The sequence below is a fragment of the Rhizobium sp. R86522 genome (genome assembly GCF_042466255.1).
Taxonomy (GTDB): Bacteria; Pseudomonadota; Alphaproteobacteria; order Rhizobiales; family Rhizobiaceae; genus Allorhizobium.
In genome coordinates, this window is sequence record NZ_JAXHBX010000001.1 from 3,768,498 (window position 1) to 3,793,061 (window position 24,564).

At 60.9% G+C, this 24,564-nt stretch carries 23 protein-coding genes; 11 read left to right on the forward strand and 12 right to left on the reverse strand.

Going from position 1 to position 24,564, the window contains the following annotated elements:
• Nucleotides 1-63 precede the first annotated feature (63 nt).
• The gene (gene cmk / locus SJY08_RS18300; RefSeq protein ID WP_377277421.1) at nt 64-690 is read left to right on the forward strand and encodes a (d)CMP kinase; all 627 of its coding nucleotides are present in this window, start codon (nt 64-66) and stop codon (nt 688-690) included.
• A gap of 152 nt (nt 691-842) precedes the next feature.
• A complete protein-coding gene (gene rpsA, locus SJY08_RS18305; RefSeq protein WP_054149374.1) occupies nt 843-2,546 on the forward strand; it encodes a 30S ribosomal protein S1 in 1,704 nt (567 codons plus the stop codon).
• Nucleotides 2,547-2,617: 71 nt separating this feature from the next.
• Here rpsA and SJY08_RS18310 read toward each other — a convergent pair whose 3' ends face one another.
• Nucleotides 2,618-4,333, reverse strand: a complete 1,716-nt coding sequence (locus SJY08_RS18310; protein WP_377277423.1) for a hypothetical protein — start codon at nt 4,331-4,333, stop codon at nt 2,618-2,620.
• Between the two features lie 213 nt (nt 4,334-4,546).
• Between SJY08_RS18310 and SJY08_RS18315 the strand changes: the two genes are divergently transcribed.
• Nucleotides 4,547-5,944, forward strand: coding sequence for a nicotinate phosphoribosyltransferase (locus SJY08_RS18315; RefSeq protein ID WP_377277425.1), 1,398 nt, complete (start codon nt 4,547-4,549; stop codon nt 5,942-5,944).
• A gap of 1 nt (nt 5,945) precedes the next feature.
• Here SJY08_RS18315 and SJY08_RS18320 read toward each other — a convergent pair whose 3' ends face one another.
• A complete protein-coding gene (locus SJY08_RS18320; RefSeq protein WP_069042634.1) occupies nt 5,946-6,197 on the reverse strand; it encodes a hypothetical protein in 252 nt (83 codons plus the stop codon).
• Between the two features lie 154 nt (nt 6,198-6,351).
• Between SJY08_RS18320 and SJY08_RS18325 the strand changes: the two genes are divergently transcribed.
• Nucleotides 6,352-6,675, forward strand: coding sequence for a DUF6665 family protein (locus tag SJY08_RS18325; RefSeq protein ID WP_377277427.1), 324 nt, complete (start codon nt 6,352-6,354; stop codon nt 6,673-6,675).
• Nucleotides 6,676-6,689: 14 nt separating this feature from the next.
• On the opposite strand, the gene SJY08_RS18330 is transcribed toward SJY08_RS18325, so the two are convergent.
• On the reverse strand, nt 6,690-7,313 hold the full coding sequence (locus SJY08_RS18330; RefSeq protein ID WP_054149370.1) for a ribonuclease D: 624 nt from the start codon (nt 7,311-7,313) through the stop codon (nt 6,690-6,692).
• Nucleotides 7,314-7,885: 572 nt separating this feature from the next.
• On the opposite strand from SJY08_RS18330, the gene SJY08_RS18335 reads away from it, so the two are divergent.
• Nucleotides 7,886-9,310 (forward strand): phosphomannomutase, encoded by a 1,425-nt coding sequence (locus SJY08_RS18335; protein WP_377277430.1) that lies wholly within the window; start codon nt 7,886-7,888, stop codon nt 9,308-9,310.
• A gap of 52 nt (nt 9,311-9,362) precedes the next feature.
• On the forward strand, nt 9,363-10,118 hold the full coding sequence (locus tag SJY08_RS18340) for an SDR family NAD(P)-dependent oxidoreductase (RefSeq protein ID WP_377277432.1): 756 nt from the start codon (nt 9,363-9,365) through the stop codon (nt 10,116-10,118).
• Between the two features lie 36 nt (nt 10,119-10,154).
• Here the strand turns inward: SJY08_RS18340 and SJY08_RS18345 are convergent, their stop codons facing one another.
• From SJY08_RS18345 to SJY08_RS18355, 3 genes are read right to left on the reverse strand one after another with little or no spacing between them, the layout of a single operon-like run.
• Complete coding sequence (locus SJY08_RS18345; RefSeq protein ID WP_377277434.1) at nt 10,155-11,372, reverse strand: class I SAM-dependent methyltransferase; 1,218 nt, start codon at nt 11,370-11,372, stop codon at nt 10,155-10,157.
• Nucleotides 11,369-12,163, reverse strand: a complete 795-nt coding sequence (locus SJY08_RS18350; protein ID WP_054149365.1) for a DUF1365 domain-containing protein — start codon at nt 12,161-12,163, stop codon at nt 11,369-11,371. The genes SJY08_RS18345 and SJY08_RS18350 overlap by 4 nt, the downstream gene beginning before the upstream one ends.
• Entirely contained in the window at nt 12,160-13,506 is a 1,347-nt protein-coding gene (locus SJY08_RS18355; RefSeq protein WP_377277436.1) for an NAD(P)/FAD-dependent oxidoreductase, read from the reverse strand. The genes SJY08_RS18350 and SJY08_RS18355 overlap by 4 nt, the downstream gene beginning before the upstream one ends.
• A gap of 253 nt (nt 13,507-13,759) precedes the next feature.
• Between SJY08_RS18355 and SJY08_RS18360 the strand changes: the two genes are divergently transcribed.
• The 5 genes from SJY08_RS18360 to SJY08_RS18380 are packed head-to-tail and all read left to right on the forward strand — an operon-like array spanning nt 13,760 to nt 18,115.
• On the forward strand, nt 13,760-14,329 hold the full coding sequence (locus SJY08_RS18360; RefSeq protein ID WP_006725285.1) for a sigma-70 family RNA polymerase sigma factor: 570 nt from the start codon (nt 13,760-13,762) through the stop codon (nt 14,327-14,329).
• The gene (locus SJY08_RS18365; RefSeq protein WP_153763363.1) at nt 14,326-15,003 is read left to right on the forward strand and encodes a ChrR family anti-sigma-E factor; all 678 of its coding nucleotides are present in this window, start codon (nt 14,326-14,328) and stop codon (nt 15,001-15,003) included. The genes SJY08_RS18360 and SJY08_RS18365 overlap by 4 nt, the downstream gene beginning before the upstream one ends.
• A 39-nt stretch (nt 15,004-15,042) precedes the next feature.
• Nucleotides 15,043-15,444, forward strand: coding sequence for a DUF2177 family protein (locus tag SJY08_RS18370; protein WP_054149362.1), 402 nt, complete (start codon nt 15,043-15,045; stop codon nt 15,442-15,444).
• Nucleotides 15,445-15,486: 42 nt separating this feature from the next.
• Nucleotides 15,487-16,497, forward strand: a complete 1,011-nt coding sequence (locus tag SJY08_RS18375) for a ligase-associated DNA damage response exonuclease (protein ID WP_377278661.1) — start codon at nt 15,487-15,489, stop codon at nt 16,495-16,497.
• A gap of 1 nt (nt 16,498) precedes the next feature.
• A complete protein-coding gene (locus tag SJY08_RS18380) occupies nt 16,499-18,115 on the forward strand; it encodes a cisplatin damage response ATP-dependent DNA ligase (RefSeq protein ID WP_377277439.1) in 1,617 nt (538 codons plus the stop codon).
• Nucleotides 18,116-18,119: 4 nt separating this feature from the next.
• Here SJY08_RS18380 and glpK read toward each other — a convergent pair whose 3' ends face one another.
• The 6 genes from glpK to SJY08_RS18410 form a co-directional block, all read right to left on the reverse strand.
• Nucleotides 18,120-19,613 carry a glycerol kinase GlpK gene (gene glpK, locus SJY08_RS18385; RefSeq protein WP_377277441.1) on the reverse strand — a complete coding sequence of 498 codons (1,494 nt, stop codon included), beginning with the start codon at nt 19,611-19,613 and terminating at the stop codon, nt 18,120-18,122.
• An 81-nt stretch (nt 19,614-19,694) separates the two neighbouring features.
• Entirely contained in the window at nt 19,695-21,413 is a 1,719-nt protein-coding gene (locus tag SJY08_RS18390; protein ID WP_054149359.1) for an ABC transporter substrate-binding protein, read from the reverse strand.
• Nucleotides 21,414-21,496: 83 nt separating this feature from the next.
• Nucleotides 21,497-21,778, reverse strand: coding sequence for a DUF2160 domain-containing protein (locus tag SJY08_RS18395; RefSeq protein WP_054149358.1), 282 nt, complete (start codon nt 21,776-21,778; stop codon nt 21,497-21,499).
• 10 nt (nt 21,779-21,788) lie between these two features.
• Nucleotides 21,789-22,607 (reverse strand): carbohydrate ABC transporter permease, encoded by an 819-nt coding sequence (locus tag SJY08_RS18400; RefSeq protein WP_054149357.1) that lies wholly within the window; start codon nt 22,605-22,607, stop codon nt 21,789-21,791.
• An 11-nt stretch (nt 22,608-22,618) separates the two neighbouring features.
• On the reverse strand, nt 22,619-23,485 hold the full coding sequence (locus SJY08_RS18405) for a carbohydrate ABC transporter permease (RefSeq protein ID WP_147887230.1): 867 nt from the start codon (nt 23,483-23,485) through the stop codon (nt 22,619-22,621).
• Nucleotides 23,486-23,488: 3 nt separating this feature from the next.
• A complete protein-coding gene (locus SJY08_RS18410) occupies nt 23,489-24,559 on the reverse strand; it encodes an ABC transporter ATP-binding protein (RefSeq protein WP_377277445.1) in 1,071 nt (356 codons plus the stop codon).
• Nucleotides 24,560-24,564: the final 5 nt, after the last annotated feature.

Here is a 24,564-nt window from a genome sequence, read left to right on the forward strand (position 1 = left end):
TTGGCAAGGGCTGCCAAGATTTGTATCAGCGATGGCATCAACGATAGAGACAATGAGGACCGGATGATCATTGCAATCGACGGACCGGCCGCCGCCGGCAAGGGGACGCTGTCGCGCCGGATCGCGGAGACCTACGGGTTCCACCATCTCGACACCGGGCTCACCTATCGCGCGACCGCAAAGGCGCTGCTCGACGCCGGGTTATCCCTCGATGATGAGGCGGTGGCAGAGCGCATGGCGCTTGCCGTGGAGCTCGCCGGGTTGGACCGCGACGTTCTCTCGGCGCACGAGATCGGCGAAGCAGCGTCGAAGATCGCGGTCATGCCGGCCGTTCGCCGGGCGCTGGTCGAGGCACAGCGTGCCTTTTCGAAGCGCGCGCCCGGCACCGTGCTCGACGGCCGCGATATCGGCACCGTCGTCTGCCCGGATGCTCCGGTCAAACTTTACGTGACGGCGTCGCCCGAGGTTCGTGCGAAACGCCGTTATGACGAGATCCTGTCGAAGGGCGGCAGCGGCGATTTCGACGCGATCTTCGCCGACGTGACGAAACGCGACGAGCGGGACATGGGACGGGCCGACAGCCCTTTGAAACCAGCTGAAGACGCGCACTTGCTAGATACTTCCGAAATGAGTATAGAGGCCGCATTCTCGGCGGCGAAGGTTATCATCGACGCTGCCCTGACGAAATGAAGTGACCAGGTTTCGGACAAGCCGAAGCCTGAGGGCCGACATCCAGTCCCCGCGCCGGAATTGCTCTTCTAAAAGAGCGGATCGGTTGTTGGCCAAGATCAACACTAGCCCCCGGCGCTCACGCATCCAGATGGATGCGACCAGGAGATTTCATGTCTGTTTCTACCCCGTCGCGTGAGGACTTCGCAGCCCTCCTCGAAGAATCCTTTGCCAAGACCGATCTGGCAGAAGGCTATGTTGCCAAGGGCATCATCACGGCCATCGAGAAGGACGTCGCAATCGTTGACGTCGGCCTCAAGGTCGAAGGCCGTATCGCACTGAAGGAATTCGGTGCACGCGCCAAGGACGGCACGCTGAAGGTCGGCGACGAAGTCGAAGTTTACGTCGAGCGCATCGAAAACGCTCTCGGCGAAGCTGTTCTGTCGCGCGAGAAGGCTCGTCGCGAAGAAAGCTGGATCAAGCTCGAAGCCAAGTTCGAAGCTGGCGAGCGCGTTGAAGGCGTTATCTTCAACCAGGTCAAGGGCGGCTTCACGGTTGACCTCGACGGCGCCGTTGCCTTCCTTCCGCGTTCGCAGGTCGACATCCGTCCGATCCGCGACGTGACCCCGCTGATGCACAACCCGCAGCCCTTCGAAATCCTCAAGATGGACAAGCGCCGCGGCAACATCGTTGTTTCGCGTCGTACGGTTCTTGAAGAGTCGCGCGCCGAGCAGCGTTCGGAAATCGTGCAGAACCTCGAAGAAGGCCAGGTTGTTGACGGCGTCGTCAAGAACATCACCGATTACGGTGCGTTCGTTGACCTCGGCGGCATCGACGGCCTGCTGCACGTCACCGACATGGCATGGCGCCGCGTCAACCATCCTTCGGAAATCCTGTCCATCGGCCAGTCGGTCAAGGTTCAGATCATCCGTATCAACCAGGAAACCCACCGCATCTCGCTCGGCATGAAGCAGCTCGAGTCGGATCCGTGGGATGGCATCGCTGCCAAGTACCCGGTTGGCAAGAAGATCTCCGGTACCGTCACGAACATCACGGATTACGGTGCATTCGTCGAGCTGGAGCCGGGCATCGAAGGCCTGATCCACATCTCGGAAATGTCCTGGACGAAGAAGAACGTTCATCCCGGCAAGATCCTTTCGACCACGCAGGACGTCGACGTCGTCGTTCTCGAAGTCGATCCGTCCAAGCGCCGTATCTCGCTCGGTCTCAAGCAGACCCTCGAGAACCCGTGGCAGGCATTTGCCTTCAGCCATCCGGCCGGCACTGAAGTCGAAGGCGAAGTCAAGAACAAGACCGAGTTCGGCCTGTTCATCGGCCTCGAAGGCGACGTGGACGGCATGGTTCACCTGTCGGATCTCGACTGGAACCGTCCGGGCGAGCAGGTCATCGAAGAGTTCAACAAGGGTGACGTGGTCAAGGCCGTCGTTCTCGATGTTGACGTCGAGAAGGAACGCATCTCGCTCGGCATCAAGCAGCTCGGCCGCGACGCTGTCGGCGAAGCCGCAACTTCGGGCGAACTGCGCAAGAACGCTGTCGTCTCGTGCGAAGTCATCGGCATCAATGATGGTGGCGTCGAAGTGAAGCTCGTCAGCCACGAAGACATCACGTCCTTCATCCGCCGCAACGACCTGGCCCGCGATCGTGACGATCAGCGTCCGGAGCGTTTCTCGGTTGGTCAGGTTTTTGACGCTCGCGTCACCAACTTCTCCAAGAAGGACCGCAAGGTCATGCTGTCGATCAAGGCTCTCGAGATCGCAGAAGAGAAGGAAGCCGTTGCTCAGTTCGGTTCGTCCGACTCGGGCGCTTCGCTCGGCGACATTCTGGGTGCTGCCCTGAAGAACCGCAACAACGACTAATCCTCGCTGTTCGCTGAATGCAAAGAACCCGCCGGGAGCGATCCCGGCGGGTTTTTCTTTGGTCTTGAGTATCAGTTGAGACCGGCCATCCGCAGGTAGAGCTCGTGAGCGGGCTCGGGCGGGAGCGGCAAAGCCGTCTCTGAAGGCGCCGGGAGGGCGGATCGCTCCGCCACCATGCTCTCCTGCATATACGTCTCCGCTGGTTCGCCGGCAGGGCCTTCGTCTTCAGGCATCACGACGTCTGCGGCATCCTCGTCACCATCGACAGCTTCGTCCCTGTCATCGTCCTCGGCATCCGTCTCCCCATCCCGATTGCCGGAATCCTCTTCTTCCTTCTCCTCGACGCGTTCGACGTCGAATTCGTCTTCCACTTGGTAGGGAATGAAGGGCAAAGGCATGCCTTCCCGCGCAATCGGAAACCTCGCCAGCGCCTGCTCCGACAACGGGATTGCGCCGGGCGCTGGGCGCTCCTCTGTCGTTTCCGTCAGGTCTGCATCCTGCATGCGCGCTAGCTGCTCGGCTGAATCGCTCATTTCGTCGGATGAGACCGGCGGCGCGGCAGGTGTAGCCGCCGGTTGCGCTTCCAGGCCGGGAGCGATGCTCGGCCGGGCTGTGGCTTTCGGCTCGGTCGAAAGGCTCTTCAGCTGCAGGAGTGTCCGAATGAAATCCGATTCGAGCAGTTCGGCGAGCCAGCCCGCCGGCATCGGTGGTGTGGGCCTCGCCTGCCCCGGCACGGCGATCACCGGCATGGCTGCGGGAGATGCAGCGGAGGGCGACGTCTGGCGATCCGGGGTGGCAATTCCATCAGGAGCCCGCTCCTCCGGCTGTCTCGCGGCGCCGCTTGCTGGCATGAGCAGTCTTTGGCCGCTTTCGGCTTGCGTGGCTGGGCTGCCGGTGGGCGATTGCGGCAGGCCTGCGAACGGTGCCGCTCGGCTCGTCTGCGGTTCCGTCCCGGCCTTCTGCAGCGGCTGGCTTGCGCCTGTCGCCACCTGCAAACTTTCGGGTCGACCGGACGCAGTACCGAGGCCCGGCAGGGAGCCGGATGGCGTTGCCGTTGTGGCTCGAGCGGAGCGTGCCACATCCAAGTCTGGACGCTGCGGCGGACCAGCATTCGCGGCGCGCACTTCGGCATTGCCTTTGGCTTCGGCGGCGGCTGGCGTGTTCAGAGGTCTGTTTTGCCCGGCTGCCGTCTGTGCGCTGCGCTGGGGGTCGTTCGGCGCACGTCCGACATCGTTTGCGGCCAAGGGACGGCTGACGCTCTGAGCCGTCGGGCGAGCTTCGCCGGCCGCCTCCCGATAGGACGAGATGACCGAGCGCGCCGCTCCGTCCCTGTCCGTCTGACGATAGAGTTCGAGATAGAGTGCCAGGGTTGCCCGTTCCGGGCCCGAGGGGGTGGCCATGGCCGCCAGCAGTGTGCGCAATTGCAGTCCGGCAAACGACTGGGTCAGAAGCTTCTGCAGCTTCAGGCGATCAGCGGCCGGCAGTGCCGCGATGCCTTCGATCAAGCGACCCATGTAGTCGCCAGGCGTCTCGTCGGCCCGCCGCTCGATCTTCAGGGCGGCGCCGAGGACGTCTGCCAGAACAGAAAGATTCTGAGACATGCGCTCCGGACCCGACAGGAGCATGATGTTCAACTGACCGGCGATTGCAGCGCTCTGGTTGATGGCCGTTGGCATTGGCGGTGAGGCAAGCGCTGTTGCGCGAGAGCCGGCCGGTTGTTCCGGTCGCGGCTTTGCCTCGGTCGCAGACGTGTAGGGCACAGGGGACGCAAGGACTGGAGGAAGCATGGCAACCTCTCCGGTTCTGGTGCCTCGGGACAATAGTTTCGGGCGATGTCTTAAGCCGTACCACGGCTGCCCGATCCTCAATCCTTGCCTGATTTGGTTAATGAAGCACTAAGACGCAATCTCAACGGGCGACACCAGCCTCGCGCATTGATTGGCGTGCACGATGGACGAGGCGGCGCACTGTCGCCGATTCGATCCAACACGGACGCAGGCATGACACGCAATCTTCTCCTGAACACCGACAGCTACAAGCTTGGCGTCTTTCTGCAGTATCCGAAAGATACGCGGGCCGTCAGCGCCTTCGTCACCACGCGGGGCAACTCCTTCCGTCCCGAGGTGATGTTCTTTGGTCTGCAGATGTTCCTGAAAGACTACCTGTCGAAGCCGATCAGCCGTGGTGACATCGAGGAAGCCGAAGAGATTGCACGCCACCACGGCCAGCCTTTCGATCGCAAGGGGTGGGAGCATATTCTGAATGCGCATGGCGGACTGTTGCCGCTGCGCATCGAGGCACTGCCCGAAGGCGCCGCAATTCGCCGCGGGGTGCCCGTCATGCAGGTGGTCAACACCGATCCTCTCGTGCCGTGGCTCACCTCCTATATGGAGACCGCGCTGCTTCGCGCCGTCTGGTATCCGTCGACTGTCGCGACGACGGCCTGGCGCATCCGGATGGCGATACAGCCCTTCCTGGATCGGACAACGGACGATCCAGACGGGCTGCAACCGAGCCGGATCAGCGACTACGGTTGCCGCAGCACATCCAGCGTCGAACAGGCGGCGATCGGCGGGGCAGCGCATCTTGTGCACTTCCACAGCTCTGATTCGCTTCCCGCCATTCTGCAGGCCCGTCGCTTCTACAAGGCCTCGATGCCGGCCCAGTCGATCCCGGCTGCCGAACATGGAACGATCATTGCCTGGGGCCAGCCGCACGAGACGGAAGCCTATTCCCACATGATCGACAATTTCGCGAGTTTCGGCGGCTATTCCGTTGTCTCCGATAGCTTCGACCTCCACAACGCCGTTTCAGAGATCTGGGGCAAGACACTGCAGACCAAGGTGCGCGCTGCCGGTGGCGTTCTCGTGGTGCGGCCGGATAGTGGCGATCCGATCGAGACACCGGTCCAGGTCGTGGCCCAACTCGCCTACGCCTTTGGCACACGGCTGAACGGCAGGGGTTTCAAGGTGCTCGACGGCAATGTCCGGGTGATCCAGTCGGACGGCGTTTCGATCCAGGATATTCAGATGATCCTGGGCCGGCTCGAAGGCATGGGCTTCTCCTCCGAAAACATCTCCTTCGGCATGGGATCGGGCCTGCTGCACAAGATCAACAGGGACACGATGTCCTTCACCATGCGCACGAGCGCCGTTCAGGACGATAAAGGCCAGTGGCGTCCGGTTGTGCGCCGCCCGTCCAATCCGCAGCAGAAGGTGTCAATGGCAGGCCGTGTGGCCGCGATCGCCGATGGCTATGACATCATGCCGATCCAGTTGGAAGATCTCGGGAACCGCCCCAACCTCTTGCAGCCGGTCTGGCAGGACGGGGAGCTTCTGGTGGACTGGAGCCTGGACGAAATCCGGGCGAGGGCAACGATCGCCAGCCTGCCGCGCTAGCTTAATCGACGAGACGCATGAACCGCGGATAGAGGCCAGCCTCATCCGAGGGGACTGGAACGCGCTCGCCAAAAGCCTCGTCCGAGCGGCTGCGCTCATCGACGATAAATGCGTCCAGCCAGTTGGCTGGCGCATATTGCGGGCCCTGGTCTTCAATGTCAGCTTGTTCCGCAGGCGCTTCGATCAGATCGAGATCATAGCTGGATGAACTACGCGATACCGAGTCTAAGAGGATAGTAGCTGCTTCCGTCATGGTCGCCTGATCAACGCCTTATGTGCAACGAGCAACTTGAAAGGCTCGCCGCGTCACCAATTTCCATGCGGGGATCATGCGAAGTCTCGGTTAATGAAACCTTGGCGAAATGGGCAAAGCTCCCCTCAAATCTCACCCATGAGAAGATCTAGCCATGAGCTTCAAACCTCCAGCCTCTCTGCTTTCTCCGGCGCTTCACGACAGCGTCACGCCCCTCGACCTGGAACTGGCCGGTGAAAAGGCCGATGCCTTGGCACGGGCGGGCCGGAAGGCTGAGGAGGCTCTTGAGACGCTGGCTGGCGCGCGCGGTGTGGACGGCACCCCGATTGAGGCCCTGCGCCATGCAGCAGCCGACGCGGTGTTTTGCTTGATGATCCAGCGGGAGCTTTGTGGTTTGCGAAACCAGGGCGATATGATCCGACGGTATGCCATCCCGGCCGATGTCATGTCCCGGGTCGGCATTGTCAGGCGCGACTGAGGCCGCCAGGCAGGTCAGCTATGCGCGAAGATGTCGGTTTCTTCCCAGCCGAGAAGATCGAGCTTGGACCGCGTGGGAAGGAATTCGAAGCAAGCCTTTGCATGTTCCATCCGGTCGTCGCGCAAAAGGCGCTGGGTGAGCTTGTCGCGGAGAGCATGCAGATGCAGCACGTCCGAGGCCGCATATTCGAGCTGCGCCTGGCTCAGGGTCTCGGCAGCCCAGTCAGACGATTGCTGCGCCTTGGAGATATCGACCTCGAGCATTTCCTTGAGATTGTCCTTGAGACCGTGCCGATCGGTGTAGGTTCGGGTCAAGCGGGATGCAATCTTGGTGCAGAACACGTTGGTCGTGGTCACGCCGAAGGTTTGAAACAGGACCGCAATATCGAAGCGACCATAATGGAAGATCTTCTGACGGGCCGGGTCCGCGAGCATCGCCACGAGGTTGGGCGCATCCTTTTGATTTTTGGCGATCCGGATTACGTCGGCGGTTCCGTTACCGGGAGACAGTTGGACGACGCAGAGACGATCGCGGCGCGGGACGAGGCCGAGGGTCTCCGTATCGATCGCAATGGCGTCGATATAGCGACCGGCGGCATCGGACGAGATGTCCCCCTCGTGATAGCGGATCGTCGTCATCGGTTACTCCAGAAGTCAGATGTTGTCCCTGCCCGCTATAGACCAAAGCACACCCTTGCACCATCCCGCGCCTGCCCGGACCACTCAAGGCGGTCACAGCCTTGTGATAGGTGCATGAGAAACTGCTAAGCAGGATAGAGATTTGCTCAATTGCTACGCAAACGCGCTTTTGTTTTCAGAGAAACGCGCCGATGCGAAAGATACGAAAGCGTGTCGATGGCAAAATCGTAGCAGCGCGTTCCTGCCCGGACATCAAGCCATGCATTTTACGCACTGCTGCGTTGCAACAAGCGCGCTTGGCAGAATCGAGCGCCGTGGATATAACCAAAGCATCGAAGCGGCGCACTCCTCCTCCCAGTGCCGCTCGGTAGGATCGGCAATACTCCTCCTCCTCCCAATTGCCGATCAAGTTTAAGAGCCTGGCGCATCCTCCTCCCGCGCCAGGCTCTTTTCGTTTCTGGATCCCCCTGCAGATTTGGACTTGCCTGACGGCCAAGCGATACTTCCGCTTGATGCCTTGGGTCACAGGCCCATATAACGCCATCTGTTCGCGAGACCCTCAGGAGGCATGCATGACAGTAAAGTTCGGTACGAGCGGCTTGAGAGGGCTTTCGACAGATCTCGTTGGCTCGGTCTCAGCACTTTATTCAACCGCCTTCGCAAGACACATGCTGGAAAGCGGCGCACTGCAGCCGGGATCGCCTGTCGTGGTCGGAAGCGACTTTCGTCCGTCGAGCCCGGAAATCTCATCCACGATCATGGCCGCGATGAAGCGCCTTGGCCTTGTTCCGATCGACTGCGGCACCATCCCAACCCCGGCGCTGGCGCTCTACGGCGCCTCGATCGGGGCGGCCGGGATCATGGTCACCGGCTCCCATATTCCCGCCGACCGCAACGGCATCAAATTCTACCGGCCCGATGGAGAGGTCAACAAGAGCGACGAGGAGGCGATCACGCGTCTCGCAGCCGCATTGAAAGAGGATGCAGACGCCAACAAGGTCGAGGCCGGTTCCGGAACGGCTGGCGAGGCAGAGGCAACGCGGCTCTTCATCGACCGCAATCTCGGCATTCTTGCGCCCGATGCGCTGAAGGGAAAACGGATCGGCATCTACCAACACAGTTCGGTCGCCCGCGACATGCTGGTCACGGTGTTTGAGCGTTGCGGAGCAACCGTGTTTCAGCTGGGGCGCTCGGAGCAGTTCATCCCTGTCGATACCGAAGCGGTATCGGCGGACACGGTCACGCAACTTGCGCATTGGAGCGACGAACTCGCCCTCGACGCGATCATCTCGACGGATGGCGACGGGGACCGGCCGCTGGTGGCCGACGAGCATGGCCGGCCGCTGCGCGGCGATCTGCTCGGACTGATCGTTTCCCGCTTCCTCAAGGCGAAGGTTGTGGCAACGCCTGTCACATCGAATTCCGGCCTCGAGCAGGACGGCGGCTTTGCCGTGCGCCGCACGCGCGTCGGCTCGCCTTTTGTCATTGCTGCCATGGAGGCCGCGCTCTCGGCTGGAGAAGCCGGCGTGCTCGGCTTTGAGGCGAATGGCGGTCTGATGCTGGGATCGGATTTCACCATCGGTGAAAAGACCATCGCAGCTCTGCCGACCCGGGACAGCTTCCTACCAGCGCTGGCCGTGCTCGGAACCGCGGTCGAACGCGGCCTTTCGCTTTCAGAACTGGTTGACGATTTCAATCTCCCGGTGGCGCTCAGCGACCGCCTGGAGAACTACGCAAGTGAACGCAGCGCCTCGCTTATGGCGCATCTCAGGGCATCGGGAGATCACTTGTCGGCTTTCCTCAGCCCAATCGGTGCCGTCGAAAGCGTCAGCGACATCGATGGATTGCGGGCAACGCTGGCCGATGGCCGGGTGATCCACTTTCGGCCCTCTGGCAATGCGCCGGAAATGCGCTGTTATGTCGAGGCCGCCAACAAGGAAGACGCAGAGGATCTGCTGAAGCAGGGGCTTTCGCTGCTCTCCAGCTGGACGGCCTGAACCGAGCTCACCCCCGGGGCGTATTGTTCAGGAGATCAAGCAAGAGGATATCATGAACAAGATTGCCTGGATTACGGGTTCCAGCACCGGCATTGGCCGGGCGCTCGCCGAACGCCTCCTTCGAGACGGATACCGAATCGCCGTCAGCGCCCGCAGTGTCGATGCGCTCGCTTCGCTCTCAGCCAGTCATCCAGGCAAGGTCGGCGTCTACCCACTCGACGTCACCGACCCCGCAGCCGTCAAGCAGGCATTTGCGGCGATCGAGAGCGAAATGGGCCCGGTCGATCTCGCCGTCTTTGCGGCCGGTTCCTACACCCGCGATTATGCCGAGGACTTTGACAGCGCGCGGACCCGCCAGATGTTCGAGCTCAACGTGCTCGGCACCGCGTCTTGCCTGGAAACGGTGATGCCGGCGATGATCGCGCGGCGCCGCGGACATATCGCAGTCGTTGCCTCCGTATCGGGCTATGTGGGGCTGCCGGGTGCTGCGACCTATGGTGCGACGAAAGCCGCGCTCAACGTGATGTGCGAGGCGCTCTATCCCGAGCTCGAACGTCATGGCGTGAAGATGACCATCATCAATCCGGGTTTCGTTGACACACCGCTGACCAAGAAGAACGACTTCCCGATGCCCTTCCTGGTCTCCTCGGAAGAGGCTGCCGACACGATCGCCAAGGGGCTTGCCAAGGGCAAGTTCGAGATCATCTTCCCTTGGAAGATGGCACTCGCGATCCGTTTCCTGCATGCGCTCCCCCACGCGCTGCGCTTTGCGTTGACACGCAAGATGCTCCGGCCAAAGGGCTCTTGACCGGAGCACAAACTGCAAATCTGAAAAACCTGACGTTCAGGCTGGCTTGTCCAGCCTGAACTGCACGACGTCGATGCGACCGAAGCGGAAGCCGACAGCGCAATAGTGCAGGTAGAGACGCCACATGCGGTAGAAGCGGCGATCGAAGCCGAGGGGCTCGATCTTCTGCCAGTTGGCCGTGAAGGCATGGTCCCAGGCGATGAGCGTGCGGTCGTAATCGCGGCCGAAGCGGAAGCGATCGCCGACCTTCAGGCCTGCAGCCTCAGCGTCCCGCTCGAAAACGGTCACCGAGGGCAGCATGCCGCCGGGGAAGATATAGGTCTGGATGAAATCAGCGCTGCGGCGGTAGTAGTCGAAGCGGCTCTCATCGATGGTGATGGTCTGGATCAGCGCCTGCCCGCCTTCGACCAGCAGGTTCTGAACGGCCTTGAAATAGACCGGCCAGTTTTCTTCACCCACCGCCTCGAACATCTCGATCGAAACGATCTTGTCGTATTGCCCGCGACAATCGCGGTAGTCCTCGAGCCTGATGTCGACCCTGTCGGCGAAACCGGCCTTATCGAGCCGCTCGCGGGCGAATTTCGCCTGCTCGGTCGACAGCGTCAGCCCGGTGACCCTGCAGCCGGTCTTGCGGATCGCATGTTCGGCGAAGCCGCCCCAACCACAGCCGATTTCCAGAACATGATCCTCGGGACCGATCTTCAGCTCGTCGACGATGCGGGCGTACTTCGCCTCCTGCGCATCGGCAAGGCTCATGCTGGGTGCGCTGTAGAGCGCGGAGGAATAGGTCATGGTGCGGTCCAGCCAGAGGCCGTAGAACGCATTGCCGAGATCGTAGTGATAAGCGATATTTCGCCGGCTACCCTTCTTCGAATTGCGGCGCAGCTTGTGACGCAAGCGGGCGAGCGTCATGAAGATGGACGAGGAGGACAGAACTCGCCCGAGCTGCGCTTCGTTGGCCAGCGCCAGTTCGAGCACCGCGCCAATATCAGGAGAATCCAGATCTCCGTCCATATAGGCCTGGGCAAATCCAAGGGTCCCGCTGGTCAAGAGGCGAAAGACCGGGCTCGCATTGCGGACACACAATACGGCATTCGGGCCCGGGTTTGCACCGATCGCGACATGTTCACCATAGCCTTCGAACTGAAGTGTCAGGCGGCCCACGGCGATCCGGTCGGCCCAGCGGCACATCAGGCGCTGCCAGAATGTGAGAGAGCTAACCACAGGGTGCATTTCCTGCTCAGCGTGACTCATGACTTATTCATCCCATTCTGCACGACGATCGTAGACGCTATTCTGGCTGCTGCTGGCTTATGTCGGTAGATGGGTACGCCCTTCCACCAAAGCTTCAGCGCCTCCCAGTGAATGCCCCCCATCACTTTAAGGGTCATCAAAGGATACTTCAGCAACATGTGCAACAAACCTTTGTCTGACAAAGGACGGCGCCGGCCGGAAAAAGTTGCAAACAAAAGTGGCCCTTCCGGATCACTCTCGCCGATGTTGATGGCCACATCATCATCCGGCGGGCTGATACGGAAATTGTATTCGCAGTTCATGGGCATGAATGGCGAGACATACATCTCCTTTGCGCAACGATGGCGCAGGATGCCGTTCTCTTCAGCCTCGACCGGGATCACATAGGTGTGGCGCTCGTTGAAGGTGTTGCAGACCTCGTAGAGGACTGCGGCAAGCTCACCTTCGGCGCGATAGCAGAAAAACACCGTGATCGGATTGAAGACATAGCCGAAGATCCGGGGATAGCAGAGCATGTGGATCTTTATGCCATCGACCTCCACGCCGGCCGCGGCCAGGCGCTCTTCAACCCAGGCTCTCAGTTCGCCGGTGCGACCATTGCCATGGTCCGCGTCATGCACCGAATAGAGCGCCGCCCTGTTGTAGCCGAATAGGCGCAGGCCTTCGTTCAACTGGTTGATCTCATCGAGGTCGACCAGGAGCGAAAACACGCTATAGCGCAGGCTGTGCTTCTTGGGCCGGCTGCGGGCATGCAGCACATGCCCGGCATAGATTGCGGAGTTCAACTTCATTCCGCCGCCTCGAGCTGGCGACCGATGACGATGCGACCCGATTCGTTTTCGACCGACCATGGACGACGGACACCGCCGAGAGCTTCGGCGACGGCAAGCCCCGCCTGCAGGCCATCCTCATGGAACCCGCTACCGAAATATGCACCGCAGAACCATGTGTTGCGGCGGCCCTGAAGCTGCCAGATACGGCGCTGGGCGCGAATTGCGGCGACATCGAAGAGCGGGTGTTCATAGTTGAAAGTCTTGATGATCTTGGACGGATCGATCGGGCGGCAGGGATTGAGGGTGACGAAGAGAGGCGTTGCCTTATCCAGCGACTGCAGCTTGTTCATCCAGTAGGTGACGCAAAGGGTTTCGCTCGAGTCTGCCTGTTTCTCCGCCACATAGTTCCAGCTGGACCAGACCGACTTTCGCTTCGGCATCAAAGTCTCGTCCGAATGCAGCACGGCGAGATTGGGCGTATACTGGAAGGACTCGAGGATCTCGATCTCTTCGCTGTCCGCGTCTTCCAGGAGATCGATGCTCTGGTTTGCGTGGGTGGCGAGAACGACGTCATCAAAGACCTCTACGCCACCATGTCTATCGGTCACCTGAACGCCGGCAATACCACGGCGGACACCCGTCACGGCCGTGCCGAGGCGCACTTCCCCGCGGAAGTCGGCCAGGATACGGGCCACATATTCGCGGCTGCCGCCCTTGACCGTGCGCCATTGCGGCCGATCCTTGAGAACCAGCAATCCATGGTTTGCGAAGAAGCGGATGAAGGCATGCAGCGGATAAAGCCGCATCTCCGACGCCGTGGTCGACCAGATCGCAGCGCCCATCGGCAAGAGATGATCCTCGATGAAGGAAGGCGAATAATCGGCGGATGCGAGGTAGTCGCCGAGCGACACGCCTTCGAGTTCACGGCGCTCAAGAAGGCCGGGGGCTTCCTTGTAGAAGCGAAGAACGTCCTTCACCATGCGCCAGAAGCGCGGACGCAGAATGTTCGACTTCTGCCCCAAGAGCCCCGAGAGCCCCGAACCCGAATATTCGAAGGCGCCACCGCCGAGAGAAGCGGCAAAAGACATGTTCGACGGCAGGGTTGGCACATCGAGATGCTCGAAAAGCTTCACGAGATTGGGGTAGTTCCGGTCGTTGTAAACGATAAAACCGGTGTCGACGGGGATGTCTTTCTGGGCGCCGGGGGCGATCACCGTATTCGAATGGCCGCCCGGGCGGCTCTCGGTTTCGTAAAGAACGACATCGGCGCTCTTTGACAGCAGCCAGGCGGATGAGAGGCCCGAAATCCCCGATCCGATGACCGCGATCCTGCGTTTACCGCCGGATGCGGCCTTCGTCATACCAGTGTCCATTTCCCGCCCTTTGCCACATCTTCAATTCAAACTGTTTGTCGCTGATTACGCAAAGCAAATCTCAATGGATTGATCGCAGCGAATAAATTCACAGGCAGTGATCCGAGCCGAGAACCGCGCCGTAGACCGCTGCATGATGAACGCGATACACATCTCGGCAGATGCGTGCCACAATGACCCCGGGCGAATTGCACGGCAAAAGGTCGTTGCGCCGCTCAAACGAGGGAAAAAAAGCGTTTCGATGACCGAGTCGGTGGAAGAACTGGACCAGCGTAACTTCTCGCAGCTTTTGGCCGCCGTCGGCCGCGATAGAGACATCGAAGCCTTCGAGACGATTTTCAAGTTTTATGGTCCGAAGGTGCGTGCCTATATGGCGAAGCTTGCCCGTGACGGACAGGCGGCCGAAGAGCTGATGCAAGAGACGATGCTTGCGGTCTGGAACAAGGCCGAGCAGTTCGACCCAACAAGGGGAAATGTCTCAAGCTGGATCTTCACCATCGCCCGTAACCAACGCATCGACGCATTCCGTCGCGAGAGGCGTCCGACCTTTGACCCGTCTGATCCGGCCTTCGTACCGGATGACGTACCACCGGCCGATGTCGAATTCGAAGGCAAGCAGGAGGCTGATCGCCTTCGGCGCGCCATGGAAACCCTACCACCCGAACAGCTCGAACTCCTCAAAATGTCATTCTACAGAGAAGCATCCCACAGCACGATCGCAGCCGAACTCGGACTGCCGATGGGGACCGTGAAATCACGTATCCGCCTCGCTTTCGCGAAGCTGCGCGCAGCATTGGAGGAGCGGGCATGACCCTCCACGTCCAACATCACATCAGCGACGAGCTTCTGCTCGATTATGCGACCGGAAATCTGGCCGAGGGCTGGAGCATTGCCGTTGCGACACATCTGGCGCTTTGCCCGTCCTGCCGCAACAGGCTCTCCTTCATGGAGCATACCGGCGGTCAATTGCTCGAGGCGACCGAGGTGACCGCCGAAGAGACGCCAGCGTCAGACAGCTGGTCGTCAATGAAGGCAAAGCTCAAGTCGCAGGGCACGTCGCGGCTCGCCGCGGCAAAGCCGGTTGCCACTCCGACCGATCTTCCGGTTTTGCCTGAGCCGCTGCGCTCCTATCTTGGCGGCGACGTCGAGGCCTTGAAATGGAAGGCACTCGGCCGCGGCGCCTATCATATCCCGATCAAGACGAGAGATACTGAGAGCCAGGTTCGCCTCTTGAAGATTCCGGCCGGCAAGCCGGTTCCGGAGCACTCGCATGGCGGCCGCGAATTGACGCTGGTGCTCAAAGGCGCGTTCACCGACGGTGCGACCGTATTCAAACGCGGGGACATCGAGGAAGCCGACGAGACGCTGACGCATCAGCCGGTGGCGACACCGGACGAGGATTGCATCTGTCTCGCCGTGACCGACGCACCGCTGAAGTTCAAGAGCCTTCTGGTCCGCCTGGTTCAGCCGGTTCTTGGAATTTGATGGGAGGCCGGGCAGGCGCCCGGTCGAGAGGGAAGACAAATGCCTTACGTGATCGCCTACATCTCCACGGCCGTTGTTTTCTTCGCCATCGACTATCTCTGGCTGACGCGGATTGCGATAGGTTTTTACCGCGAGCATATCGGCAGCCTGCTGCTGGCGACCCCAAATTTTGCTGCCGCCGGGATTTTCTATCTCTTCTACGTGGTCGGACTTGTCTATTTTGCGGTCATGCCGGCCGTGTCCGCCGGAAGCATCGTCACCGCATTGTTCAACGGGGCGCTCCTTGGACTTCTGGCCTACGGCACCTACGACATGACCAATCTCGCCACGCTGAAGGGCTGGTCGCTGCAGGTCAGTCTCGTTGATATGGCGTGGGGTGCATTTCTCTCGGCAACCGCTTGCGCTGCAGGTTATCTCGCCGTTTCGCGCTTTACGCAGTGAGTGCTGGAAGGGCGTCTTCGGGCGCCCTATGTTCACGGCATGATCAAGCCGGACCTTCTCCTTCACCCAACGCCGGGCGGGCTTTACTGCCCGCTCGGCGACTTTTATGTCGACCCGGTCCGGCCAGTTGACCGGGCGCTGATCACTCATGGACATTCGGATCATGCCCGTTCGGGGCACGCCCATGTGCTCGCCACGCGCCAGACACTCGACATCATGGCGATACGCTACGGCGAGGACTTTTGCAGCACCTCACAGAGTGCGACCTTCGGAGAGACGATATCGGTCAACGGCGTTACCGTCCGCTTTCATCCGGCAGGCCATGTGCTCGGCTCCGCACAAATCGAGATCGAAGCGCAGGGGACTAGGATCGTGGTTTCCGGCGACTACAAGCGTGGTGCAGATCCGACTTGCGCCAGCTTCGAGCCGGTGCCCTGCGACGTGTTCATTACCGAAGCAACCTTCGGTCTGCCGGTGTTCCACCACCCCGATCCGCGGCTGGAGATCCAGAAACTGCTGACCTCTCTGCAGCAATTTCCGGAACGCAGCCACTTGATCGGCGCCTATGCGCTGGGAAAGGCCCAACGGGTGATCTCGCTCATTCGGCGGGGTGGCTATGAAAAGCCGATCTACATTCACGGTTCGATGGCGCGGCTCTGCGACTATTACACCGAACAGGGCGTGGAGCTTGGCGAGCTTCGCCCGGCGACGACCGAGGACAAGAAGTCTGGCGCCTTCAAGGGCGCCGTGGTGATCGGTCCGCCCTCCGCCTTCAACGACCGCTGGGCACGGCGCTTCGAGGAACCCCTCGCGATCTTTGCGTCCGGCTGGATGATGGTGCGCCAGAGAGCCAAGCAGCGCGGCGTGGAACTGCCGCTCGTCATCTCCGACCACTGCGACTGGCCGGAACTGCTGGACACGATCCGCGAGGTCGGGCCCCAGGAGGTCTGGGTCACCCATGGGCGCGAGGAAGCGCTGGTGCGTTGGTGCGAACTTGAGGGTATCAAGGCTCGGCCACTGCACCTCGTCGGCTACGAAGACGAGGGAGACTGACATGAAGGCCTTTGCTCGCCTCCTCGATCGCCTCGTGCTGACCCCCAGCCGCAACGGCAAGCTGACGCTGCTCATCGACTATTTCCGGCAGACGCCTGATCCGGATCGCGGCTATGCGCTGGCCGCGCTCACTGATGGGCTCGACATCAAGGGCGTGAAGCCGGCGCTGCTGAAAGAATTGGTCCTGGAGCGGATGGACCCGATCCTGTTTCAATATTCCTATGACTATGTCGGCGATCTGGCAGAAACCATTTCGCTAGTCTGGGAGCCGCAGACGCTTGAGGCCGAAGGCGAGAAAGATCTCGAAAGCCTGTCAAAGATCGTCGAACGGCTTCAGCGGCTCGGGCGCAACGAAACGCGCTCCGTCATGCGCGACCTCTTTGACCGGCTCGATACGTCGGAGCGGTTCGCGCTGATCAAGCTCGTCACCGGGGGGCTTCGAATCGGTGTCTCCGCTAGGCTCACCAAGCAGGCGCTGGCGCTCTATGGCGACAAGGATGTCGTCGACATCGAGAGCCTCTGGCATGGGCTGAAGCCGCCTTATACCGAACTGTTCGCCTGGCTGGAGAACCGGGTCGAAAAGCCAGTTCTGTCGACGCCGGCGATCTTCCATTCGGTGATGCTGTCGACGCCGATCGAAGACAGGGATCTCCCCAATCTCGATCCGAAGGATTTCGCCGCGGAATGGAAGTGGGATGGTATCCGCGTGCAGCTTTCCTGCTCCGGCGGGAGAAGCCGGCTCTATTCGCGCTCCGGCGACGATATTTCCGGTGCCTTCCCCGATATCGTCGACGCAGCGCGGTTCGAGGGCGTGATCGACGGAGAACTGCTGGTCGGTGGCACCTCGCGCAGCAATGCGCCGACGCGGACCTTTTCGGATCTCCAGCAGCGGCTCAATCGCAAGACGGTGACGGCCAAGATGCTGGAAGAGTATCCGGTCTTCATCCGCGCTTACGACATCCTGTTCGATGGTGAGGCAGACGTTCGGTCCGAGGCTTTCCTCACACGCCGTGAGCGGCTAAGCGCGCTTGTCGAGCGGCAGGAGCCACGGCGGTTCGATCTGTCGCCGCTCGTTTCCTTCTCGACCTGGGAGGAGCTGGAGCAGTTGCGCGCTGACCCACCCGATCCGGTGATCGAAGGGGTGATGCTGAAGCGGCTGGACAGCAGTTACCAGGCCGGGCGGGCCAAGGGGCCCTGGTTCAAGTGGAAACGGGACCCGATGAATGCCGATGCCGTGCTGATGTATGCGCAGCGCGGGCACGGCAAACGGTCCAGCTACTATTCGGACTTCACCTTCGGGGTCTGGACGGCGATCCCCGGCGAAGGGGATGTGCTGGTGCCGGTGGGCAAGGCTTACTTTGGCTTCACCGACGAGGAGCTTGAGGTGCTCGACCGGTTTGTGCGCAACAATACGGTGGAGCGCTTCGGCCCGGTTCGCAGCCTGAGGGCAGAACCCGAGCATGGCTTTGTCGTCGAGGTGGCCTTCGAGGGGCTTGCTCGCTCGACGCGGCACAAGTCGGGAGTCGCGATGCGGTTTCCTCGCATCGCGCGTCTCCGTCAGGACAAGCTTCCGAAGGACGCCGACCGGTTGGAGACCCTGGTCGCGCTGATCGCCTAGTCGGTTAGCGCGTGGTCAGGCAACGGGACACGCTGTCCTGCCAGCCGGCAATAGCTGCTTCCCGTTCGGTCACATTCATGCCCGGTTCGAAACGGCGGTCGCGCTTCCAGGTCGCGGCGAAGCCCTTCTGGTCGGGCCAGAGGCCGGCGCGGGATCCTGCGAGCCAGGCGGCGCCGAGGACCGTGGTTTCCAGCACGACGGGACGATCGACGGGGGCGGCCAGGATGTCGGCCAGCCGCTGCATCGTCCAGTCGGAGGCGACCATGCCACCATCGACGCGGAGCACCGTCTTCGATGCGCTGCCGTTCCAATCCTTCTTCATGGCTTCCAGGAGATCATGGGTCTGGTAGGCGACGCTTTCGAGTACGGCGCGAGCGAATTCCGCTGGGCCCGTTCCACGGGTCAATCCGAAGATGGCGCCACGGGCATCGGCATCCCAATGGGGTGCGCCAAGCCCGGTGAAGGCCGGTACAAGATAGACGCGCTGATGCGGGTCGGCCTTGCTCGCGAGCGCATCCGTCTCCGAGGCGACCTTCACAAAGCCCATCTGGTCGCGAAGCCACTGGACGGCGGCACCGGCGATGAAGATCGAGCCCTCAAGAGCGTAAGTGGTTTCGCCATTCATGCGATAGGCGATGGTGGTGAGCAACCGGTTCGAGGAAGCGACGCGATCGCGGCCGGTGTTCAGGAGTGCGAAGCAGCCCGTGCCATAGGTCGATTTCATCATACCGGGCTCGAAACAGGCATTGCCGATGACGGCGGCCTGCTGGTCGCCGGCGACGCCGAGGATCGGGATTTCGGCACCTAGCACGGACGCATCGGTGATGCCGAAATCGTCGGCGCAATCCTTGACCTCCGGCAGCATGGCGCGCGGGATTTCGAGGATCGCAAGGAGTTCGTCGTCAAAGCGGTTTTCGCCGATGTCATAGATCAGCGTGCGCGAGGCATTGGTCGCGTCGGTCGCATGAACCTTGCCGCCGGTCAGCTTGTAGATGAGCCAGCTATCGACCGTGCCGAAGCAGATCTCGCCATTTTCGGCGCGGGCCTTCAGGCCGTCGGCATTCTTCAAGAGCCAGGAGAGCTTGGTGCCTGAGAAATAGGGATCGAGTAGCAGGCCGGTCTTTTCGGTGAAGAGCGGTTCCAGGCCCTTATGTTTCAGTTCGTCGCAGAAACGGGCCGTGCGGCGGTCCTGCCAGACAATGGCACGGTGGACCGGCTGGCCGGTCTCGCGGTCCCAGACAACGACGGTTTCGCGCTGGTTGGTGATGCCGATCGCGGTAACATCGCCGATCTTGATCTTGGCGGCAGAGAGTGCCTTCTCGATGGTCGCCAGCACGCTCTGCCAGATCTCGTCCGCATCATGCTCGACCCAGCCGGAATCGGGGAAATGCTGGGTGAACTCCTGCTGGGCGACGCCGACAATATGCATCTCGTGATCGAAGATCATCGAGCGGGTCGAGGTCGTTCCCTGGTCGATGGCCAGAATGTAACCGCTCATCAGGCTGAAACTCCTTAAGTGAAGAAGCCGGGGCGTAGTTTGCGCCCCGGCGATTGTCAATTCAGCGGCGATCGCCGGTCGTTACTGCCAGCTCTTGACGAGCTCGTCGTAGTTGACCGTCATCGGCTGTTCTTTTTCGTTCTCGATCTTCAGCTGTGGCGCGATATTGCCCTTGGCAACGGCATCGGCGTTCCACTCTTCGAGGGTCTTTTCCTCGGCGAGCTTCGGACCGATATCGCCCTGGACGCCAGCGCGTTCGAGACGCTCAAGGACCTTTTCCTGCTCGGCGCAGAGCGAGTCCATGGCTTCCTGCGCAGTCTTTGCACCGGAAGAAGCATCACCGATTGCCTGCCACCAGAGCTGAGCCAGCTTCGGATAGTCAGGAACGTTGGTGCCAGTCGGCGACCACTGCAGGCGAGCCGGCGAGCGGTAGAATTCGACCAGACCACCAAGCTTCGGAGCGCGCTCGGTGAAGGACGGATGGTCAAGCGTCGACTGACGGATGAAGGTCAGGCCGACATGGCTCTTCTTCACGTCGACGGTCTTCGAGGTGACGAACTGGGCATAAAGCCAGGCCGCCTGGGCGCGATCGACGGGGGTCGAGGTCATCAGGGTCCAGGAACCGGCATCCTGATAGCCGAGCTTCATGCCGTCCTTCCAGTAGACGCCATGCGGGCTCGGAGCAAAGCGCCACTTCGGCGTGCCGTCCGCGTTGACGACCGGCAGGCCTTCCTTGACGAAGTCGGCGGTGAAGGCGGTGTAGGTGAACATCTGCTGGGCGATTTCACCCTGCGACGGCACCGGACCGGATTCGGAGAAGGTCATGCCCTGGGCGGCCGGAGGGGCGTACTTCTTCATCCACTCGAGATACTTCTCGATGGCGTAGACGGAGGCCGGGCCGTTGGTGTCACCACCACGGGCGACGCAAGAGCCGACCGGGCGCGAGTTTTCGTCGACCTTGATGCCCCATTCGTCGACGGGAAGACCGTTCGGGATGCCCTTGTCGCCGTTGCCGGCCATGGAGAGCCAGGCGTCGGTAAAGCGCCAGCCGAGCGACGGGTCCTTCTTGCCGTAGTCCATGTGGCCGAAGACCTTCTTGCCGTCGATTTCGCGACCGGTGAAGAATTCAGCGATGTCCTCATAAGCCGACCAGTTGACCGGAACGCCGAGGTCGTAGCCGTACTTTGCCTTGAAGTCGGCCTTGTTCTTCTCGTCGTTGAACCAGTCGTAGCGGAAGAAGTAGAGGTTGGCGAACTGCTGGGTCGGCAGCTGATAGAGCTTGCCGTCAGGAGCGGTCGTGAAGGACTTGCCGATGAAGTCGTCGATGTCGAGGGTCGGGCTGGTGACGTCCTTGCCTTCGTTCGCCATCCAGTCGGTCAGGTTGCGAACCTGCTGATAGCGCCAATGGGTGCCGATCAGGTCGGAGTCGTTGATGTAGGCGTCATAGATGTTCTCGCCCGACTGCATCTGCGTCTGCAGCTTTTCAACGACGTCGCCTTCGCCGATCAGGTCATGGGTGACCTTGATGCCGGTGATGGCGGTGAAGGCCGGAGCGAGGACCTTCGATTCATATTCATGCGTGGTGATGGTTTCGGAGACGACCTTGATCTCCATGCCGGCGAAAGGCTTCGCGGCATCGATGAACCACTGCATCTCGGCTTCCTGTGTGGCACGATCGAGTGCCGACATGTCGCCGACTTCGGCGTCCAGGAACTTCTTCGCCGCTTCCATATCGGCGAATGCGACACCCGTCATGGCAAGAAGCATGGCGGCCGTCGTCGTCAAAAGGTGCTTTCGCATTATGTCCTCCCTAAGGTTGCGATTGCATTCGGTTTGCAGTCTCGAGAATGGCGACCTCCCGCCGCCATCCCGTCTTTTCTGCTCTAGACGTAGCGGAAAACGCCGATGGCGTAGACCACGGACAGAGCAAGAGCCCACCACAGGTTCGGTCCAACGAGACCGAGCCAAGCGAGATTGATGAAAGCCGACCCGAGCAGCGACACGAAAAGGCGGTCACCGCGGGTCGTCTCGAAGCGTAGAATGCCGGTTCGCGGATTGCCGCCCGGGGACAGATATTCCCAGACCGCCATCGACAGGATCAGGCACAGAATCACGATGAAGAAGATCGCGGTCGGCGTGGTCCATGCCATCCAAGTGAAATCCATCGAACCCTCCTCAGACCCGGCCCAGGGCAAAGCCCTTGGCGATGTAATTGCGAACGAAATAAATGACGAGCGCCCCGGGTATGATCGTCAGTACCCCGGCTGCTGCGAGCACACCCCAGTCCATGCCCGAGGCCGAGACCGTGCGCGTCATGATCGCTGCGATCGGCTTGGCATCCGTCGTCGTCAGCGTGCGAGCGATCAGGAGCTCCACCCAGGAGAACATGAAGCAGAAGAAGGCGGCGACACCGATGCCGGATGCGATTAGCGGCATGAAGATCTTCACGAAGAACTTCGGGAAGGAATATCCGTCGATATAGGCCGTCTCGTCGATTTCCTTCGGCACGCCCGACATGAAGCCTTCCAGGATCCACACGGCGAGCGGCACGTTGAAAAGGCAGTGTGCAATGGCGACGGCGATATGCGTGTCGATCAGGCCGAAGGCGGAATAGAGCTGAAAGAAGGGCAGCGCGAAGACAGCCGGCGGTGCCATGCGGTTTGTCAGCAGCCAGAAGAACAGATGCTTGTCACCGAGGAACCTGTAACGCGAGAAAGCATAGGCTGCCGGCAGCGCGACGGCAACCGCGATCACGGTGTTCAGGCACACATAGATGATCGAGTTGATGTAGCCCTTGTACCACGACGGATCGGTGAAGATCACCGCGTAGTTGGCAAGTGTCGGATTGACGGGCCAGAGCGAGAAGGCGCCCGTGATCTCCGCATTCGTTTTGAAGCTCATGTTGACGAGCCAGTAGATCGGCAGCAGCAGGAAGATGATGTAAATCGTCGGAACCAGGAAGCCGAGACCGGTGCGGTTATCAGTGCTTTTCATCGGTATCTCCCTCAGCCCTTCGCGTCACTGTTGGTCATGACGGTGTAGAAAACCCAGGACAGAGCCAGGATGATCAGGAAGTAGATGATCGACATGGCCGCCGCCGGGCCGAGGTCGAACTGGCCGACCGCCATCTTGACGAGGTCGATCGACAGGAAGGTGGTCGAATTGCCGGGGCCGCCGCCGGTCAGGACGAAGGGCTCGGTATAGATCATGAAACTGTCCATGAAGCGCAGCAGCACGGCGATCAGAAGCACGCGCTTCATCTTCGGAAGCTGAATGAAGCGGAACACGGACCAGCGCGATGCGCCATCGATCTTGGCGGCCTGGTAATAGGCATCCGGGATCGAGACGAGGCCGGCATAGCAGAGCAGCACGACAAGGCTCGTCCAGTGCCAGACATCCATCACGATGATGGTGACCCAGGCGTGGATCGGGTTCTGGGTGTAGTTATAGTCGAAGCCCAGGGCGTTCAGCGAATAGCCGAGAAGACCGATGTCGACGCGACCGAAGACCTGCCAGATGGTGCCGACGACATTCCACGGAATAAGCAGCGGCAGCGCCATCAGCACGAGGCAGACCGGAACGCCTAGTCCGGTTTTCGGCATGTTGAGCGCGATAAAGATGCCAAGCGGCACCTGGATCGCAAGAATGATCATGGAGAAGATCAGGTTGCGTCCGAGCGCATCCCAGAAACGGTCCGACGACAGGATGTCGGAAAACCAGTCGGTACCGGCCCAGAAGAACTGGTTGTTGCCGAATGTATCCTGGACGGAATAGTTGACGACGGTCATCAGCGGGATGACGGCCGAGAAGGCCACCAGCACCAGGACCGGGACGACCATGAACCAGGCCTTGTTGTTCCAGGTTTTTTCCATGGGTCAGCCCTCCATGCCTACGCGCCAGGAATCGGCGAAGATGCCGAGACCTTCGGGGACGAATGTGATGCGGGGATCGGCGGGAATATCTGCATCTTCGGGCACAACGACAGACATTGACTGGCCGGCAAAGCGGGCGCGCACGATCTTCTGTCGACCGATGTCCTCGACCTTGTCGATGGAGATCGGCATGCCTTCCCGTCCGAGGCGGATGAATTCAGGCCGGACACCGAGCTCGATCTTGCTCTGACCGGAGAGCTTCGGTGCGCCCGGCAGGTTGATCGCCTGATCGCCAATCATGGCGGTTGCGCCGCTCACCTTTGCCGGCATGACATTCATACCAGGAGAACCGATGAAATAGCCGACGAAGGTGTGGCTCGGCCGCTCGAAGAGTTCGGCCGGCGTGCCGATCTGGACGATCTGACCGTCATACATGACGACGACCTTGTCGGCGAAGGTGAGCGCCTCGGTCTGGTCATGGGTGACGTAAACCATGGTGAAACCCGACTGGCGGTGCAGGCGCTTGAGTTGCGAGCGCAGGACCCACTTCATGTGCGGATCGATGACCGTCAGCGGCTCGTCGAAGAGGATCGCGTTAACGTCGGAGCGGACGAGGCCACGGCCGAGCGAGATCTTCTGCTTCTGGTCCGCCGTCAGGCCTTGCGCCTGTTTGCGGGCCATGGGCTGCAGGTCGATCATGTCGAGGATCTCGTTGACCCGCTTGTTGACCTGATCTTCCGGGACATGGCGGTTGCGCAGCGGAAAGGCCAGATTGTCGTAAACCGTCATGGTGTCGTAGACGACCGGGAACTGGAAGACCTGGGCGATGTTGCGTGCGGCCGTCGGCAGATTGGTGACGTCAACGCCGTCGAATTCGATCCGGCCGTCGGACGGATGCAACAGGCCCGAGATGATGTTGAGCAAGGTGGTCTTGCCGCAGCCCGAGGGCCCAAGCAGCGCATAGGCGCCGCCATCGTCCCATTCGTGGTGGACTTCCTTTAGGGCATAATCGCCGGCTGCGCGGGCGGCCGGGGTGTAGGCGTGGCGGATATGGTCGAGATTGATGCGTGCCATGACGT